At 57.3% G+C, this 17,097-nt stretch carries 16 protein-coding genes and 6 pseudogenes; 11 read left to right on the forward strand and 11 right to left on the reverse strand.

Annotation, left to right across the window (positions count from 1 at the left end; all coding sequences use genetic code 11):
- Positions 1-33: 33 nt before the first annotated feature.
- From BN2475_RS28360 to BN2475_RS28380, 5 genes and pseudogenes are all read right to left on the reverse strand, one after another.
- Positions 34-906 (reverse strand): FkbM family methyltransferase, encoded by an 873-nt coding sequence (locus BN2475_RS28360; protein WP_094782762.1) that lies wholly within the window; start codon positions 904-906, stop codon positions 34-36.
- A gap of 97 nt (positions 907-1,003) precedes the next feature.
- Positions 1,004-1,502, reverse strand: a pseudogene (locus BN2475_RS28365) (IS6 family transposase); the annotation flags it as partial.
- Positions 1,499-1,705 carry a hypothetical protein gene (locus BN2475_RS28370; RefSeq protein WP_094782763.1) on the reverse strand — a complete coding sequence of 69 codons (207 nt, stop codon included), beginning with the start codon at positions 1,703-1,705 and terminating at the stop codon, positions 1,499-1,501. The gene BN2475_RS28370 and the pseudogene BN2475_RS28365, both read right to left, overlap by 4 nt.
- A 600-nt stretch (positions 1,706-2,305) precedes the next feature.
- On the reverse strand, positions 2,306-2,971 hold the full coding sequence (locus BN2475_RS28375; protein WP_218023732.1) for a hypothetical protein: 666 nt from the start codon (positions 2,969-2,971) through the stop codon (positions 2,306-2,308).
- 146 nt (positions 2,972-3,117) lie between these two features.
- Positions 3,118-3,747 (reverse strand): hypothetical protein, encoded by a 630-nt coding sequence (locus BN2475_RS28380; RefSeq protein WP_094782764.1) that lies wholly within the window; start codon positions 3,745-3,747, stop codon positions 3,118-3,120.
- A gap of 563 nt (positions 3,748-4,310) precedes the next feature.
- On the opposite strand from BN2475_RS28380, the gene BN2475_RS33930 reads away from it, so the two are divergent.
- The 3 genes and pseudogenes from BN2475_RS33930 to BN2475_RS28390 all read left to right on the forward strand — a co-directional run.
- Entirely contained in the window at positions 4,311-4,583 is a 273-nt protein-coding gene (locus BN2475_RS33930) for a hypothetical protein (RefSeq protein ID WP_143325942.1), read from the forward strand.
- A gap of 228 nt (positions 4,584-4,811) precedes the next feature.
- Positions 4,812-5,015 (forward strand): annotated as a pseudogene (locus BN2475_RS28385) (DDE-type integrase/transposase/recombinase); the annotation flags it as partial.
- A 255-nt stretch (positions 5,016-5,270) separates the two neighbouring features.
- Positions 5,271-5,686: pseudogene (locus BN2475_RS28390) on the forward strand (DDE-type integrase/transposase/recombinase); the annotation flags it as partial.
- 72 nt (positions 5,687-5,758) lie between these two features.
- On the opposite strand, the gene BN2475_RS28395 reads toward BN2475_RS28390, so the two are convergent.
- Entirely contained in the window at positions 5,759-6,691 is a 933-nt protein-coding gene (locus BN2475_RS28395; protein WP_094782765.1) for an SMP-30/gluconolactonase/LRE family protein, read from the reverse strand.
- Positions 6,692-7,622: 931 nt separating this feature from the next.
- On the opposite strand from BN2475_RS28395, the gene BN2475_RS35875 reads away from it, so the two are divergent.
- A complete protein-coding gene (locus BN2475_RS35875) occupies positions 7,623-7,919 on the forward strand; it encodes a heme-binding domain-containing protein (RefSeq protein ID WP_281254287.1) in 297 nt (98 codons plus the stop codon).
- Entirely contained in the window at positions 7,874-8,788 is a 915-nt protein-coding gene (locus tag BN2475_RS28400; RefSeq protein WP_281254286.1) for a cytochrome-c peroxidase, read from the forward strand. Before BN2475_RS35875 ends, BN2475_RS28400 begins: the two co-directional genes overlap by 46 nt.
- A gap of 107 nt (positions 8,789-8,895) precedes the next feature.
- On the opposite strand, the pseudogene BN2475_RS35880 reads toward BN2475_RS28400, so the two are convergent.
- The 5 genes and pseudogenes from BN2475_RS35880 to BN2475_RS28420 form a co-directional block, all read right to left on the reverse strand.
- A pseudogene (locus tag BN2475_RS35880) lies at positions 8,896-9,117 on the reverse strand (IS6 family transposase); the annotation flags it as partial.
- A pseudogene (locus BN2475_RS36615) lies at positions 9,116-9,197 on the reverse strand (IS6 family transposase); the annotation flags it as partial. The pseudogenes BN2475_RS36615 and BN2475_RS35880, both read right to left, overlap by 2 nt.
- Positions 9,198-9,229: 32 nt before the next feature.
- A complete protein-coding gene (locus tag BN2475_RS28410) occupies positions 9,230-10,636 on the reverse strand; it encodes a GGDEF domain-containing protein (RefSeq protein ID WP_094782766.1) in 1,407 nt (468 codons plus the stop codon).
- Positions 10,608-11,156: a hypothetical protein gene (locus BN2475_RS28415; RefSeq protein ID WP_094782767.1), complete on the reverse strand. Its 549-nt coding sequence runs from the start codon at positions 11,154-11,156 to the stop codon at positions 10,608-10,610. The genes BN2475_RS28410 and BN2475_RS28415 overlap by 29 nt, the downstream gene beginning before the upstream one ends.
- A 529-nt stretch (positions 11,157-11,685) precedes the next feature.
- The gene (locus tag BN2475_RS28420) at positions 11,686-12,432 is read right to left on the reverse strand and encodes a beta-ketoacyl-ACP reductase (RefSeq protein WP_094782768.1); all 747 of its coding nucleotides are present in this window, start codon (positions 12,430-12,432) and stop codon (positions 11,686-11,688) included.
- Positions 12,433-13,099: 667 nt separating this feature from the next.
- Here BN2475_RS28420 and BN2475_RS35115 point away from each other — a divergent pair.
- From BN2475_RS35115 to BN2475_RS28450, 6 genes and pseudogenes are all read left to right on the forward strand, one after another.
- Positions 13,100-14,365 carry a 7-cyano-7-deazaguanine synthase gene (locus tag BN2475_RS35115; protein ID WP_218023733.1) on the forward strand — a complete coding sequence of 422 codons (1,266 nt, stop codon included), beginning with the start codon at positions 13,100-13,102 and terminating at the stop codon, positions 14,363-14,365.
- Entirely contained in the window at positions 14,362-14,916 is a 555-nt protein-coding gene (locus tag BN2475_RS28430; protein ID WP_094782769.1) for a GTP cyclohydrolase I, read from the forward strand. The genes BN2475_RS35115 and BN2475_RS28430 overlap by 4 nt, the downstream gene beginning before the upstream one ends.
- A 2-nt stretch (positions 14,917-14,918) precedes the next feature.
- A complete protein-coding gene (locus tag BN2475_RS28435; RefSeq protein WP_094782770.1) occupies positions 14,919-15,335 on the forward strand; it encodes a 6-pyruvoyl trahydropterin synthase family protein in 417 nt (138 codons plus the stop codon).
- Positions 15,311-16,018 carry a 7-carboxy-7-deazaguanine synthase QueE gene (gene queE / locus BN2475_RS28440; protein ID WP_094782771.1) on the forward strand — a complete coding sequence of 236 codons (708 nt, stop codon included), beginning with the start codon at positions 15,311-15,313 and terminating at the stop codon, positions 16,016-16,018. The genes BN2475_RS28435 and queE overlap by 25 nt, the downstream gene beginning before the upstream one ends.
- A gap of 153 nt (positions 16,019-16,171) precedes the next feature.
- Positions 16,172-16,354, forward strand: coding sequence for a P27 family phage terminase small subunit (locus BN2475_RS36715; RefSeq protein ID WP_094782772.1), 183 nt, complete (start codon positions 16,172-16,174; stop codon positions 16,352-16,354).
- A gap of 166 nt (positions 16,355-16,520) precedes the next feature.
- Positions 16,521-16,899 (forward strand): annotated as a pseudogene (locus tag BN2475_RS28450) (recombinase family protein); the annotation flags it as partial.
- Positions 16,900-17,097: the final 198 nt, after the last annotated feature.

Here is a 17,097-nt window from a genome sequence, read left to right on the forward strand (position 1 = left end):
CCAAATCCGGGGCGGTTCATAGATATCCTTAAGTTACGAGGATTGCTCTTTGCAATACCGCTCGTCCGAACAAAGCCTCGGGCCACTAAACTTAGCGTGGGTATCATACCATCCCGGGAAAGGGCGACCAATAAGCTTCGACATCGTATAAAGAACATAGCGACCTAACGGCATTCTTCTTAAAAAAGAGTCATCGCCAAACCATCGATAATATCTAAAAATGTCCTTGTAACGCTTAATTGCTTCTTCGCGAGAAATCCATTTAGAACCCAAATCGCTACCAAAAGGACCAGTGCAGCCATATTCAAAATCAAAATCAATATATAAACCCTCCTTAGAATTTTCAGGTACTTTTTTCTTAGTTATGTCAGCTTGCTGCTGGATAAAAAAACTACTATAACCAAGCGAGTCAAGGATAGAAAATTCTTTTATTAGTTGATTAAAAGCAACCTTTTCGCTTTCTATCGAAACATATTTAGGGCGACAACTGCTCTTAAATAGTTTTTTAAGGCACACAAGATCCATCCCCTCAATGTCAATTTTTAAGTAATAAGGACAACCAAATTTCGAAAATAGCTGAGCTAAATTTATCACTGGCACCTCGATTTCAACAGAGTCAGCTCCAAGCATGGCGTTTCTATCGGCCCATTTACTCACAACAGTACCCCACACGCTAACTTTTTTATTTTTATAGAACTTAACTGCTTTTAGATCATCATCGTCAACAACTGCGCCATGAATAATTTTTAGTGCATTGGCATCGACATGCTCTTTAAGCTTCGTTTCGCAATATTTAACAAGATCTGGATCTGCCTCAACTGCCACAACACGAAAGCCACGAGAAAGGTAATACTTCGTGTCTTCACCTTTATGTAAGCCAATGTCATATATCAGTTTGCCGGACATTTTTATTCCTTTTTGCCTAACGGGTTAAGTAATCCAGGTAAACGCGTGGGAAGCGGCTCCGGTGCAAATTGTGCGTAAGCGCGACGAACGGCACGCTAGATGACCGCAACGTTGTGTGCTGTGGCAGCAACCTGTCGTTCTTCATTTCGCGCACGGCCCGATGAAAGGCCGCGTCGCCATCAAGCATGATCGTTTCTGGAGCGCATGCCTGGCTCCTCATCGCCTTCGCGAAAAAGGCCTTGGCAGCGGCGACGTCACGCCTGGCGTTGAGTCGGAAATCGATCGTCTTGCCCGCCCGATCACGGCACGAGAGGTAGGCCCATTTGCCACGGATCTTCACGTACGTCTCATCGACCCGCCAGGACTGACCGGCAGGCAAGGCAAAGCGACTCCCACGCTTGACGACCTCGGGCGCGAAGCGCTTGACCCAGCGCATAATCGGTGCATGTGCGAGCGACAGGCCACCTTCGGCCATCATTTCGACGAGGCTCGAAGGCTGAGCTTGTAACGCAGATACCATCCAACACACAGAACGATAATTCGCGGTCGAAGTGGCGGCCAAGGAACAACCAATCGATGTCTCGACGCGTAGTCATTGCGGGTTCATCAGTCGGCCGCCCCACCGCATAGCACCCTTCGGCGTGTCGGACAGACCGAGGTTCTTGAACGTGTGGCTGAAGTACACATCGTCCCAGTTTGTATGCGTCCGCGAGATTGTAGCCTTCGCTGTGTACATTCCCGCAGCAGGAACCGGCTCAATGTCGAGCTTCCAATCACGGTAGTCTTGGACCACGTTCATAGGCGGCATCCTTCAGCGGGACTGAACCAAAAATGTTTTTCGGCCGGCTCCAAAGCCCCCCCGACATTCACTCGTGTACGCCGATGTAGTACAGCTATCCGCGTTGAACGGAGGTTGAGGCGATGGTGCCCGCGTACTGTGCATCCCATGCCCGCTGCAGAAAACCGAAAGCCGAGGATGACGATCACTTTGTTGCCAACCGCATCGTGATTGGCACCAAGGTTAATGTTTCACATTACCTCGACTATCCAGTTAACCATACGAGCGGTTGAGAAGCTGAACAAGCTTGAAAATACGCAAACCTTGCGGTGCGTCAAATGGAATGAACGCCCCCACCTACCGGGTGGGACACGCCAAAGGAGGCGGACCCTCGCGGGCCGACGGCATCAAAGTGCCCAAAAGGAAGATCATTGAGATCTTCACAGGCAAACCGGAGGGTCCAAATGAAGTATACGACGGTCGGGGTGGATATCGCGAAGAACGTAAGTCGCTCCCGAGTGGAGGTCGAAAAGGCATCGGAGGGGGGCCGTTGTTCAAGTATTCTCGGGAGTCTCACGCGATGCGAACAATGGGTCCGCTTGCTCACCGAGATGGCTCAGGTCACAACGTTGGCTGAAAAATCAGGGTGTTGGTCAAATTGTATTTGAGGCTCGTCGCCCCTGGTCCGAAAGCGATCTCGGTCGGCGTGGTCATGCTGTCCACCACCATGGGCGCCTTCGCAACGAACTGTGCATTCGATCGCGGCAGCGCGACTCCCAGTGCACTATTGGTGACCGTCAGGTAGTAGGAAAACTGAGTGATATCGAAAAGGTATTGGGTATTCGGCGCACCTTGCACGGCCAGAGCCGGAATAGAAGCCATGTATAGCGCAACACTCATGGTCAGTGCGTTGCTTACGGTGAAACTGGTATCCGTATCAATCTCCAGCTTGCCTGAAACACCGCTATCAAAATAGGCCGCCCCTGAAGAAAAGCTGCCGCTTTTGTATCCAATCGGAAGAACATTGTTGCCCATCGAGGTGTTGGGGAAAACGGGCGTTGTTTGCCCCACATGGAACTGCACGCCTGCGTCAATGGGTTGGGAAGTGGTTCCCCACCCTAGCCCGTAAGCAGTCTCGTCCCATTTGAACTGGCAGTTGCCCTGATCATTGATCGTGTTCAGTAGCCAGACCAGCGAGTAACCGCTCGCACTGAAAGTATCCGCCAGAAATATCGCGACCTTCTGCGGCGCGCCACTGCTATTGGTGACAGTAACGGAATAAGTCACGATCGAATGCCTCTTCCTCTGCGACGCGGGCACAAGGCCTGGCGCTTTGTTCTCGACATGCAGCTTAAGAAAAACCAATCTGTTATTGAAAACAGATTGGTTTGCCTGCACAACTGCGTTGAGTGAACGCTGGATGCAAGTTCCGATCACATCGGGACGAATTGCAACGTTTCCGTGAGTTTGAACTTCAACGACGTCACGCCCTCAGCGAATGCGAATTGCGTCGGGCTGCTGACAAACGTGCCTGAAACAGCCACGCCCTGCTTCGAATCGGTCGTGCAGAGCCAGTAAGTCGGATGCGTGTCAAACAGGAAATTGCCGTTCGGTTTGCCTTGCATCGCAAATGCCGGCAGCGAATTCATGTAGACAGCAAGACTCATTGCCTGCGACTGTGCCACGGTAAACGTCGAGTCCGTTGTGACCAGCATGCTGCCGCTGGGCACGCCCGGATCGTTGAATGCCTGAGGCTGCGTCTGGAACTGGCCGCTGGTATACGTCACGCCCATCTCGTTGTTTCCACCCGCGGCGGTCGGATTCATGCTTTGGATCGGGCCGCCAGAACTCCACTGCACGCCGGGAGCCAGCGGCTGGTCAGACGTACCCCAGTTCAGCGCCCAGTCGATCGTCCAATTGTAGGTGTTGTTATTGCCGTTGTTGACCGTTTGCAGCAGCCACACCAGCGGCAAACCTGCTTTCAGATTGGGGTATGTCTGATAGATAGCGACATTCGCGGGAGCGCCGCTGGAATTTAACACGGAAAGAGAGTAGGACGACATGAGTGTATTTCCTTTCGTGATTTTCGATAAAAGGTTCTCTTGTCAGCGGCGCCGGCTAGGGCGGCGCTTGCGTTCAAGAAAACTTTCCTGACGAACTTCTCGCGTACTTCACGCACCAGGTCATCACAGCGTGTTGTGTGAGCAGCTGGTGACGCACACTTTGCGTCCATGCTTAAGGAAAACCTATTACACGCAATTACACCGTGAGCACGTGTTTGGCGGATAAACAGTGCGCATAGATGCACAGCCCATCGCGCAGAGCAGAAACTGCAACGTCGCACCCTAACCAATGCACATTGGTACTCTGTGAGACACGATGAAACCTGCGGTCTTATGCTGTTCAACAGCTTCACCGCCATTGGCATGCACTGCGCAAAATGCGCGTAATTGGATGTAATGGCGCGTGGAGTTTTTACCCATTAAGCTCAGTTTGGCTGGAAAGAGCTGGCTGTATTGGGTGTTTCTATCCAGCGGCGACAACCCTTTGCGCATACATCTACGCAGACATGCGTGCACTCAGGTGTGCTGTATTCTCTCTTTCAATTTCTCGCCTGGAGATAAAAATGCCTTGGAATTTCACCAATCGACAACTTGACCCGATGACCCTAACCGTCGACGGCGCCCCCGTGGAAGTCGCCGGCGGAGCAACCGTCGAGATTGCGGCGGGTCCTACTTCTATCGCCTATCACAGATTGAATTACGCATTGGTGGGTATTTGGCCGTTCCCTGCTGATCAAAGTGTCGATGCACGCTACGATGGTGGACAAAACATCCGTGTACAAAATCCAAACACTGGAACGACCGCGATCTATCACTACCAGGAACCGCTACGCTGATTCAGCGTAGCCTGCGACCGTCGGTCTTGCAAATGGAAAGTTGCCTTCAAATGCGGGCCGAAGTGAGCTTGCTCCGCCATAAACTTGTCATGTATGCAGGAGTAGTCCTGTAACGAGTGAAGCTTCGGGGGTGAGGAAGCATGTGATCGGACTCGTGGTTCTGGTGCAAATAGTGCAGCTGAATCGGTTGGGGTGCTGTCTTCCGGATCTCATCATCCCATAATGAGCAATCTGAACGAACAGGACCATCGCCGCATCAAGTCCCGAACCGATGTCATGCTCGGCTTCAAGCGTTTCAGGAACGCAGCGATCGCTCTGGCCAGCATCGAGTTGATGCATCGCATTCGCAAAGGCCAATTCAATCTCGCGAAGCTCGATCTCAAAGATACCGCTGTGCCTAGCGTATGGAACGCTGTCCTGGCTTATAGATAAGGCATCCTTTCTATAGATACCTTCTCGTCAGTACAGCCTATTTTCACCAGAACCGTTGGGGGTACCTTTACGCGTGCGTCTCGCTGCTGTCGCTATCTCAGGTGACAAAGTAGTCTCCACCACTCATTTGGTGGGGCCTACTGTGTCCACTTTGGCGCCATCGGTCTAGACAGTGCTCGCGCAACGCTTACTGCTTTCTGAGCAAATGCGCTTCCTCTCAGCTAATGCGTCGCGAACGCTTTAACGTGACAACGCCGCGCCGTTGACCGGGCGAGAAAGACGGTCGATTTCCGGCTCAGCGCCAAGCGCGATGTGGCTGCAGCCACGGCCTTCTTCGCGAAGGCAATCAGGAGCGGCAACGATCACGCTGGACGGTTACGCCGTGTCTCATCGCGCGGTGCCCGAAATGAAGGCCGATGAGCTACTGCTCAAAGACACGACGCTGCGATCCTCAAAGTACTTGAACGACGTGATCGGGCAGGATTATCGTCACATCAAATCACAGCTGAACGTGATACTCGGTTTCAAACGTTTCCGGAACGCGGGCAATCGCGATCTCGGGCATCGAGCTGACCCGTCGTATTCGCAAAGGTCAGTCCGATCTGACGAACCTGCGCCTCAAAGATGCCACTGCGCCCGCTGTTTGGAAGGCAGTCCTTTCAGTTCGATGAGGTGACGGTGGATACGCCAATTCTTTCGCTCGCCGCTGAAATTGCACCAGAGCCAGCTGCTGGGGGTCCAATTTAGACGTCGGCGTAATCAATACCTGTGAGCACGCCCAGATGGGCAACCGTAGTGAAATGCGAGTCGTCGTTCGTATCGATGTCGAGCTCGCGCACATTGCCGCCCAGATCGGTCACGAAGGCACGGCGCCCTCGCCAATCCAAGCACACGCCAATCCCTTCCTTGAGTCCGCGCGCAACCACTTCACGATTAACCAGTCCCAACTTTGTGATCTTTGCGCGGTTCAGCGTATTTCCGTCGTCTGCATCGTCGCCGCGATCTGTCCAATAAAGCATCGCGTCGCGGTGGTCGATATCGAGATCAATAGGCTCCGGCAATTTGTCAAGCAAACATTCGACGTCTGAGCGTCTATCGGGAGCCGCATTTGCCGGTAGCTCAATGCCTGCCCTAAAGATGCGCCCCTGTCCACCATCCGGAGGACCCTTCTGTGACCAGTAAATGTGTCCGTTTGTCTTATCCAGCGCAATGCCTACACAGTGGCGGGTTGCGTCAGCCGTGTCTTCCGGGAAATTCCCAGTCCGCACGAGCTCCGTGACCTGAGTGCCATCCAGCCGCGCACGCATGACTCGCATGCCTTCGCGATCGCACCAGTACAGATGACCGGCTTCCTTGTCCAGCGCCAGTTCCTTCGGCGTTCCTGCCTTCCCCGAAGGCACGAGCACCCGATGCTCACTACCGTCTAGCTTCGAGCATTCGATCGTGCCATCGTTCGGTGGAAGTCCAGAGAGCATCGCATCGCCGTTGATTAGATGAATGCCGCTGCCCATGTTGCTCCAGTATAACAACTGGTCTTCGGCGTTCACCTTTATGCCGTCGGGCGTGTTCGTCAGGTCTGCGATAACGATTTCGTGCGAACCGTCCGGGGATAAGGCGATGATTGCCGGGGGACGTGCCTGGATGACATACAGCGTACCGCCATCACGTGTAGCCACAGTGCGACCTCCGTCGAGTCTGCAATATACGTTGTCAGGGTGGCAGCAGCGGTGTGCCGCACTGCCACTACCGAACGATTTGCCACAGAAGCCCTCGGCTTACGCGATGACGTGAAAAGCGTCAATCCCGCCTTTTGAACCTGCGACAGATGCTGCGTTTGCCGAACCACCCATCGGGGAAGCGGGACGTTCCGGAGCCGGTGCAGATGCATCATATGCCCGATAACGTTCAGCCACAACTGACTCCCGTGAGCCCAGAGTTTCGATCCAATCTTTACTACGTGGTTGGATGCACTGCTCCCCGAGCAGAGGATGCCGGTAATCACGTCGGACTTGCCGGCCCGGATCGGGCGGACGGATTTCCGCGAGAACGTCCCCCCGTATGCGATCGCACATCGACGAGCTGGACACTCGTATGGCTGGGGCAGTGTCGCACAATACATCGCCTGTGGCACCATTCAACGCAAACCGATTCAAGAGCTGTTGCGCCTGCGGTCGAAACCATAACGGTCGGCGCGTCGTGCGAGGGCGGCGACATGCCGTCTTTGCCATCGGGTGCCTGAACGGCCGCTCCCTCGTCCACGCAGAACACCACCGCCTGCATCGGGTTAAGGTGCAGGCCGAACGTCCGCAGTCCTGTACTGTGTATTCGCACCCTGCCGTTGGCGTCCTCCGCCACAATTGACTTACCGCAATAGTTGATTGCTGCGCCTTCTGTAGGATCGACGAGTTATCCGCCAGCAGTCGTCGTTCAACATCAAGTCCTTTCCCCCTAGGTAGACGGCGAGAAACTCCGATCGAAATCAAAACGGGAGAGCAAGTGAAGAAACTTCTGATCGCGTCGACCATCGTTGTGCTAGTGGGCTATCTCAGTATCAGCGGTATCGCGTACGTGCACGACAAGGACTATGCGCAAAGAGCGGCTGCCAGGGTGGCAGCGTCCTCCCAAGCGTCCAGCATCCGAGACGTGTTGAATCGCAACGCGTGCTACTACTGCCACTCGACGAAAACTGTTCTGCCCAACTATGCCGCGCTGCCAGGCATTCGTCAGCTATCGGAACACGACATCCAAACTGGCCTCGCCTACTTTCGCATCGACAGGCTGTATGCAGCGCTCGACAGCGGCGTGCCCCCCCCGAGGCCGATCTTGCGAAGCTGGAAACAGTTGTTAACGAACGCACGATGCCGTCGAAGCTGTTCCGCATGGTCCACTGGACTACCGGCCTGAGCGCCAACGATCAACGGGCGCTTCTCGACTGGATCGCGTCAGAGCGCCACAGAGCGTACGCAACGCCCGGCGTCGCGCCGGACTTCGCAAACGAGCCGGTGCAACCGTTGCCGCAGTCCTTGCCGACCGACGCGGGCAAGGTCGCGCTCGGAAAGCAGCTCTTCCATGATGTCCGACTATCGTCGGATAACACGATATCCTGTGCGAGCTGCCACGCGCTGTCGACCGGTGGGGTAGATGGAAATAGGGTTTCGTCGGGCGTTGGCGGTCAGTTGGGCCCGATTAATGCCCCGACGGTGTTCAACGCGGCGCTCAACGACAAGCAGTTCTGGGACGGTCGCGCGGCCACACTGCAGGACCAGGCGGGCGGCCCACCGCTGAATCCGGTCGAAATAGCGTCCACGTCGTGGGGCGAAATTATCGAAAAACTGAAACAGGACCCGGCGCTAACGCAACAGTTCTTGAAGGCGTATCCGGACGGTTGGTCGGGCTCGAACATCACCGACGCGATCGCCGAATATGAGACGACACTGCTGACGCCGAGTCGCTTCGATGATTACCTACGCGGCGACACGCATATGCTGAATAGCGAGGAACTGCGCGGCTACGCGGACACCGACGCAGATAACGGCCGCGCCAACATTACGAAGGACCCGCTCGATCACCATGCGTTCAAGACGCCGACGCTGCGCAACATCGAGCTGACCGCGCCATATTTCCACGACGGCAGCCGCACCGATCTGCACGAAGCTGTGCATGACATGGCGACGTATCAGGTCGGCAAGCAATTGTCGGACTCAGACGTCAACGCAATCGTAGCCTTCCTGAAAACGCTAACGGGCACGAGCCAACCCGTTGCGATTCACTGATGCGACGACAGCGACATCTCGTAACTCTCCGGCAAATCGACGGCCCAGTGAAGGCGATCAGCCAGATTAGGCAGTGGTTGGGCCTGTCCAGATCCGGTATGAGATCCTTATTGATTCGATGCCCAACCTTGCCATGCAAGCAAACGCGCCTTCAGCTCAGCGCGATGACATGAAGCATTCATCCCGTGCCGCGGCAATGCGAAATGCTGGTGGATCGGTCCGAAGCTCGAGAGAAACCGCTGTGTGCGCCACACGTTGCGAAAACCTTGCATCTGGCGTTGGCGCCTGCGCGTGGGCTGGTCACTATTTTCGGCCCGGTTGTTTATCTTTGGCGATCATGTGCATCAATTCAATGCCATTGAGCAAAATGCGGGCGCAACGAAAAATCCTTGAAGTGCAGCATCGGTCGCGCGCTTGCGCACATCGGCAAGGTCCGGTCCGCTATACAGTCGACACACGGTTGCGACCTTGACTCTTCGCGTGGTAGAGCCGCTGGTCGGCTGCCCGAAGCAGTGCATCACTCGTGCGGCCATCCCTGCCGAACTGCGAAATACCGATACTGACCGTTATCGATACCTTGCGTCCAATTTCACCGGCGAAGGTCGTGCTGGCAGTTGCCGCGCGAATGCGCTCGCCGATTGCGAGTGCTGCATCCAGCGACGTGCGTGTCAGCAGCACCATGAACTCTTCGCCGCCCACGCGTGCTACGCCGTCGTAAGGCCGCATCGCGTCGAGGCATGCTCGCACGAATCCCTGGAGGACTGTGTCGCCGACCTGGTGCCCGTAAGCGTCGTTGACCCACTTAAAATTGTCGAGGTCGAGCGCGAGAAGTGAGAACGGGGTGCCGTCTCTCTGCGCGCGAATGACCTCTGTTTCTAAACACGCAATGAAATGACGCCGGTTCGCAGCACCGGTCAACGGATCGGTCGCAGCGAGATGCGCCAGCTTCTGGTTTGTGCGGTGAAGCTCCTTCAGAGCGTTTTTAGTGCGATCCATCTCTTGGGCGAGCCGCGCGTTCAACTCCTCGCGACTATAGATCGTCGCAAATGAGCGTGTCGTCAAAAAGGCCTGCACCACGCCATAGCTGAGAAGAAAGAAGCCGCTGGCGAAAATGACGTGAGCAAGCCACCACATGTGATTCCATGGGCTGCCCAGAAGGAAGGCGACCGACGACAGCGCGAACGACATGATGGAGATACCGTAGACCAGCATCAGCGGGGACCGAGGCCGACGCAGCATCAGGATAGCGACGTTCAGCATCGAGAAAATGAGCGCCGCGGCCTCCATGACCCGCAGTAGGACAACGCCAGCAACCGTAGAATAGGCCAAAAGCGCGACCAGAACGTTCACGACGAGGAGTATTGCGGCCCAGCTTAGCAAGTACCTGGCTCCGGCACGGCGGTCAGCGGGATCAGGCGGCCGGTGATACGACAGAAGCCCAATCAACAGCAGAATCGACATCGTCAAACGCGACGCCGGACCATACAACAGGAATAGCCAAATGTTTTGATGAGCGAGTCCGGTGAACGCGCCATGGAGCGCATAGATCAATACAAATCCGAGGAAGCCCAGTGTCATCCATCGCAGCAACGGCTCGCCGGAGGACCGATAGCATTGCCACGTCACGTAGGTGACAAAAAGGCCCTCGAACGTCGCGCCTGCGATAGCAATTTCATGGAACGGATGGTTTTCGAACTTGAGAGCCGGGTTCTGAAAGAAATGCAGGTAGCCAATCAGATAGGCGGGAACAAGAGCGAAGGCGACGAGCACCAACTGCGCGTAGCTTCGCGTGATAAACCGCACGAAGGGAAGTGGCTTATCAGTCTGCACCGCAGTCGTCGCGCTCATGAATTTCACTCCAGTGTGGTCCTTTCAGCTCGTCGTTGCCCACACATCGATCTAATCGCCTTGCCAGATACGCATTTTGGCAGCCAAGCTTAATCGATGTGACATACACGTTTGCAATTGTCTTTTTTATGTTTCCCCAATTTCTATCAAAACGACGGGTTTTAATTCCTGTGTTGGATAGGCCCCGCATGCGCGATGGGATTGTAAAGTCGTCCTTTTTGGCGGCGTCACAAACGCTGCCAAAATGGACGAACAGATAAAGTGTACGATTCGTGTTTTGTTGATTTGCCCGTCTGCGGCTCAACCGGCCTGCTGACGCTGATGTCTGGGCCACGGATGCGCAATGGGCAAACGTGCGGCCATAAGGCGTCAACCGCCGGAACCATTTCGGCCAGCGTGCCGTTGGCTTGCCACTCCTGGACGCGGCGCGTCCGCGCCGGTTCGGGTGGATGGCTGGCTCGTCAGAAACGAGCGCTGGCAGTTGTGACAATTCGTCATTGCTTAGCTTATCGAAAAACATTCAGTTCTTCACAAACCTTGGCCCGGCCGCGGTGTTGGGTTGTCACTGTCTTCCAATTGGCGCAGCGTGTCCGATCCTCCGCTGCACAATGTGTGCTTATGGGCAATTGCCCCTGAAGTGATGTCCCGCCGAGACTGCGCCAGACTATTCGGCGAAGATGTTCTCCTGCCCTATATTCTGGTTCGATCCAATTCCATCTGCAGTGACTCCAGAATGGCAGGCATGGCCCGCCTGTACGCGCGCGTAGTTCACGACCGTGGATTCGGTGCAATTGGAGTTGCGCTGCGTCGTCGCCAAAACAACGGATGCCTGTGCGCGTCTCCTGCACTCGGATCGACTTGGTCGACCGTATAGGGATACATGTTGCACCTCCAATTACATCCCAATCGGTGTGGCGCGCAGACGTGACGAGCCAACCTTGCTGCGGCTTCTATATGCGCTGTAGCTGCTTGCGTCGGTAACTCGCGAAACCCTCCTCAATGTGACAACGCTCCCGAAAGCTGTGTGACGCTCGCCAGACTGTCGCTTTTTATCGCATATGCATACCACCGTTGATGGAGAAATCCGTGCCCGTGACAAACCCGGCTTCATCGGAACAGAGAAATGCCACCAAGGCCGCGACTTCGTCCGGTTGACCGAGTCGGCCCACCGGAATCTGCGGCAGAATTTTTGTTTCCATTACGTCCTTGGGGACCGCCGCGGTCATGGCTGTGGCGAGATATCCGGGCGACACCGTGTTGACGGTCACGCCGTGTCGCGCCGTCTCCAGCGCGAGCGACTTGGTGAAGCCGTGAATGCCCGCTTTCGCTGCGGCGTAGTTGGTCTGCCCGAATGCGCCGCGCGCGCCGTTCACTGAGCCGACGTTGACGATCCGCCCGAACTGCCGCTTGACCATTCCGCCGAGCAGTGGCTTCGTCATGTTGAACATGGAATCGAGATCGGTACGCAACACCTTATCCCAATCTTCCTTGGTCATTCTTGCAAAGCTTGAATCGCGCGTAATGCCGGCGTTATTCACGAGAATGTCCACCATGCCGAATTCGGTGAGCACGCGCTCCGCGCAATGCGCACACGAATCGAAGCTGGACACGTCGGCCTCGAAAGCAACGAAATGGCGACCTGCATCCCGTTCATGCACGAGCCAGGTGGCAACGTGATCGTTGCGCTCGGAATGCGAGAGGGCGACTACCATGCCTGCATCGTGAAGACGCCGGCTAATGGCGGCTCCGAGACCGCCCATACCGCCAGTAACGAAAGCAATGCGTTTAGCCGACATGATGTTCCCCTTGCTGATCGCGGCCGTTGGAGGCCGGTGATTGCCCCGATTTGCTGACTTGCCCGGAGCGCTCCGGCTGGCGGGCACGCCTTGCCACGCCCCTCGAGCAACCATGCCGGCCGCTGCGTTTCCCATGCGTTACAGCTTGGCCCGCCACGGCGGCACGCCCTGATTCAAAGTGACCTGCACCGCCCATTGTTGGCTCGGGGCCGATTGCTAAAGCGCCAACGCTTCGCTTAATCCATTTTGCGGCCGGGCGGCAAAGTCCAGTCCCTGCCGCCAGAGATTCGTGGCGGTCGCGATGTAGTCACGCATCATGCACAGCGTCGTTCTCGAGATGCCACATCGCGCGCATCCAATACCGGCTTTGTCGGCCATGCTGGTACATGAGAACCCACCGTAATCGCGTCGCAATCTCGCAGTCCATCACACGATTCAAATTAAAACGATGCGTGCGAATCACACAACTAGATACAAAGATCGTGCCAACAGCGGAGACAATCCTCGAAGTCGAAATACAGCACTTTTGAATGACTAACGAGCGTTCACTGCACAAGTCAAATCGAATGCTACGTGTCGCGAATGCGACAAATCAAACAATGATGACCGTTGATTTGTCCGTGCGGGTTTGTACCGGACTGAAACCCGCGCGATCTCAACGCGCGCCATGCGACTCCGATGCCAAGGCCCTAGGCCGCTACGCGCGGCAGACGGTCTGCATTCGCTGGAGGACTACTACGTCACAAGCGAGGTCGTCGACATCGGCGGGCTGGTGGGCACGCTGAACAACCGCGCGTTTCTGAACGGCATCATGCGGCGCGTCGGCACCCGCACGGTGCATTGGCGTGGTCTCACGAACCTGAGCTACCTCAAGCACTACCGCCTGTATATGTGCGACTCTTCGATGTGGGAAACCGGCGCGCGTTATGGCGCACTGGTGTTGTACATGGGTCACGGGCAGTCGATCATGCTCACCGGCGCGAGCGTCGCCCGCTGTCGCGACCCGGCCGTCTTGGCGCGCATCCGCGACTACGGCATCGAAACGAGCGCGCTGCTGCAACCGCCGCATGGCATGGCGGCCGTCCGTGAAAGGGCGGCTGTGCGCCGCGAGCGCATTGGCGCTCTCGCTCGACATCGAACGCAACCTCGGCGCGCTGTTGTTCAACGCCGCCGCGACCAGCCTCGCGGTGTGGCTGATCTTGGACGCGTATGCACACCGGTTTGGAGTCAAGACATGAACGAGTCTCGCATCGAACGCAAGGCGATGGTCGTGCTCTCCGGTGGGCAGGATTCGACCACGTGCCTCTACTGGGCCAAGCGACGCGACGACAACCTGCGCGGGATCACCTTCGACTATGCAGGACACCACCGACGCGAGATCGACGCAGCGCGCACCGTCGCAGCGCTCGCGCATCTGGGACTCAATATCGGCCCGCTGCTCGCCGCTCGTTCGCGGCTGACCGATCATCGCCGCGAGCCTGAGACTTACACACACTTAGCCAGCATGCATGCGATCGTTGGCGACTGCGTGGAACTGACGTTCGTGCCAATGCGCAACGCGTTCTTCCTGAGGCTCGCTACAAACCAGGCCGTGGCGCTCGACTGCTTCACGCTGGTGACCGGCGTGTGCGAGGCGGATTACGCGAACTACCCGGATTGCCGCGAGCACTTCATCCGGTCGATGGAACGCACCATCAAAGAAGCGCTCGGCGTGTCGAACTTCCGAATCGAGACACCGCTGGTGCATTTGAGCAAGGTACTGAGCATCCGGCTCGCGCAGTCGATACCAGGCGCGCTCGACGCGCTCGCGTGTAGCCATACGTGCTTCGCAAGCAAGTACCCCCGTGCGGCGCATGCCATGCCTGCGTGCTGCGCGCATGGCTTCGAGCAGGCCGGGATCGAAGACCCGCTGATCGAGGCGGCACGAGCATGATCGTTGTCATTCCGTGCGGCAGCAAGGGCCACCACACCGCACCGGCCAGCAAGCTCTATACCTGCTCCCACTTTCGCGCGAACCGCGCAGACGCTCTGTGGCGGGTGACGATTGACAGGCTCCACATTCTGTCGGCACTGGTGTTCAGAGGCCGCTATCAGCCGCGCCTGATCATCACTGACTTTCCAAACGTGCGGCGTCTGGACGAAGTCTATACGGTCGGCCCGATCACGATTCGCTCGGTGTCCTCGCATCACCTGGCCTCGATCAAGGGCCGCGCATGGATTGGCGTGATACCCGGCGACCGTCTGATCAGCGTGTCGAAGTTCAACCGGCTCACCGACTGGGTGATGTCGCGCCTGCAGATTCAGGAGGAAGCCGTAATGCAACTGGTCGACGAGATCGAGCAACTGATCAAGCCGCAGGGCTTGGGCGTGCTGGTCCGCGCGACGCATTCGTGCAGGACGACCAGTGTCATGCGCGGCTTCCCGCGCGATGACAAAGCCCCACGCGACGAGGTCCTGAGCGTCGCACTAGAACAAGGGTTCTGACCATGCTGCAGGCCGAGCGTCATCACGACATCTCATGCGGACGCCGGGTCTACGGGCATGAAGGCAAGTGCCAGTACCCACATGGGCATAACTGCCGCATCCACTTCGTGTGCGAAGCCGCCTCGCCTGAAGGCCTCGGGCGCGTCATCGATTTCCGGCGCGATCAAGCGCTGCTGTACAACTGGGTCGAGGACCACTGGGATCACCGCATGTTGCTGTGGGCCGACGCCCCTTTCTATGCCCACGTGCGGGACATGGATGCGTCGGTGGTCCGGGTGCCGTTCAATCCGACCGCCGAGAACATGGCGCAGTGGCTGGTGACAGTGCTCGGCCCCGAGGTGCTGGAAGGCGCCGGCGTGCGGTTGGTGGAAGTACGAATCGAGGAGACACGCAAATGCAGTGCGACGTACCGGCTGTAGCCGGGCCACCCGTTGGCACCTATCCCGTCAACGAGATTTTTGAATCGTTGCAGGGCGAAGCCAGCTTCACCGGCACACCGTCAGTGTTCGTCCGTCTGCAAGGGTGTCCGGTCGGTTGCCCGTGGTGCGACACAAAGCACACGTGGCAGGTGATCCCCGAGCGCGAAATCAGCGTCGGCGCGATGGGCGAGAAAACCGAGCAGCCGTGCGACAGCTATGCGTGGTGTGACGTGCCAACGCTGGCAAATATCGTGCGGGCGGCAGACGCTGAGCACGTGGTCATCACGGGCGGCGAACCGTGCATGTACGACCTGCGCCCGCTGATCGCGAAGCTCGAAGCGTGGCATCACCGGGTCCAGGTCGAAACCTCGGGCACTTACGTGCCGCTCGTCACGCCCAGCACCTTCGTCACCGTCAGCCCGAAGTACGCAATGTCGGGTGGACGCCCGGTGCTCGATGAGGCGCTGGCGCGCGCCAACGAGATCAAACACCCGGTCGGCAAGCAGCGCGAGATCAACATCGTGCTCGAGAAACTTGACCCGATCCACCAAGCGCGCGGCACCCCGATCTGGTTGCAGCCGCTGAGTCTGTCGTCCCGCGCCACGGGCATCTGCATCCAGGCGGCACACCGCTACGGCTGGCGTGTCTCGTTGCAGACGCACAAGTTCATCAACATCAGGTAGCATTATCATGCCGGTCCGAGGAAGAAAGCCCAAGCCCACGGCGCTCAAGCTGATTGAGGACAATCGCGGGCGTCACCCGTTGCCCAAGCGCGAGCCGAAACCCCGTCGGGGCATTCCGCCGTGCCCCGCGCATCTCGAACGGGCCCGTGCGGAATGGGATCGCATCGCGCCCGAACTGCACGCGGCGGGCGTGCTTACGGCGGCGTTGCGAACCGGGCGATGCTGCTCGTGCAGCGCCTCGCCAACGAGTTTGGCATGACGCCCGCCGCACGCGCCCGCATTGAGGCCGACCCAAATGGAAACGGCGAGCAAAGCAAAGCGCACAGTTACTTCTGACCCGGTGCGCGCATATGCGCGCGACGTGGTTGCCGGGAAGATCATTGCAGAACCGCGCGTGCGGGCCGCGTGCAAGCGACACCTGCAAGACGTGAAGCTCGAACACGAACGGGGCTTGAAGTGGGAGAAGGCCGCCGCCACGCGCGTGTTCGGCTTCTTCGAGGACGTGCTGCATCTGAACGTTGGCCAGTACGAGGACCCCAGAGCCCATGGCGCGGGGGATAGGAACGTTTTCATCGAGGATGGGTGCCAGCGTCTACCATATGGCTCCTGATGCGCGGGAACAGTGGTGCAAAGCCGAGCATCTGCGGCACGGCGGAATTCTCATCGTGCGCTGACTGGATCGTGTCACCCGTCGCATTGACGAGTTACACGTCACCATGCGTCGATTGATCGGACTCGGCATACGTGTCGAATGGACACTCAACGGAATGATGTTCGACGGAAAGGCCAAAGACAGCATTGAGAAAGCAACGCGCGACGCAGTTCTGCCGCTCATTGCGGCGCAGGGAGAAGCCGATTATCCGAACCGCGCGGAGATGCAGCCTCGCACGCGCCTAGGCGGAGGGGAAATACAAGGAGGCGCGCGCATCTGGGAGACTGCCGAAAATTTGGGGAGGATACTGCAACAGTCAAGCGGGCTTGCGCCAATTCCGCCGATGCTCGCTAGGGAAGCGCTGATTAATGGACCAACTGACCGAGTTGCAGCCGAGAGGGCGTCGAATTTTCCGGATGACGAAGCG

The sequence above is a fragment of the Paraburkholderia ribeironis genome, assembly GCF_900019265.1.
Lineage (GTDB): Bacteria > Pseudomonadota > Gammaproteobacteria > Burkholderiales > Burkholderiaceae > Paraburkholderia > Paraburkholderia ribeironis.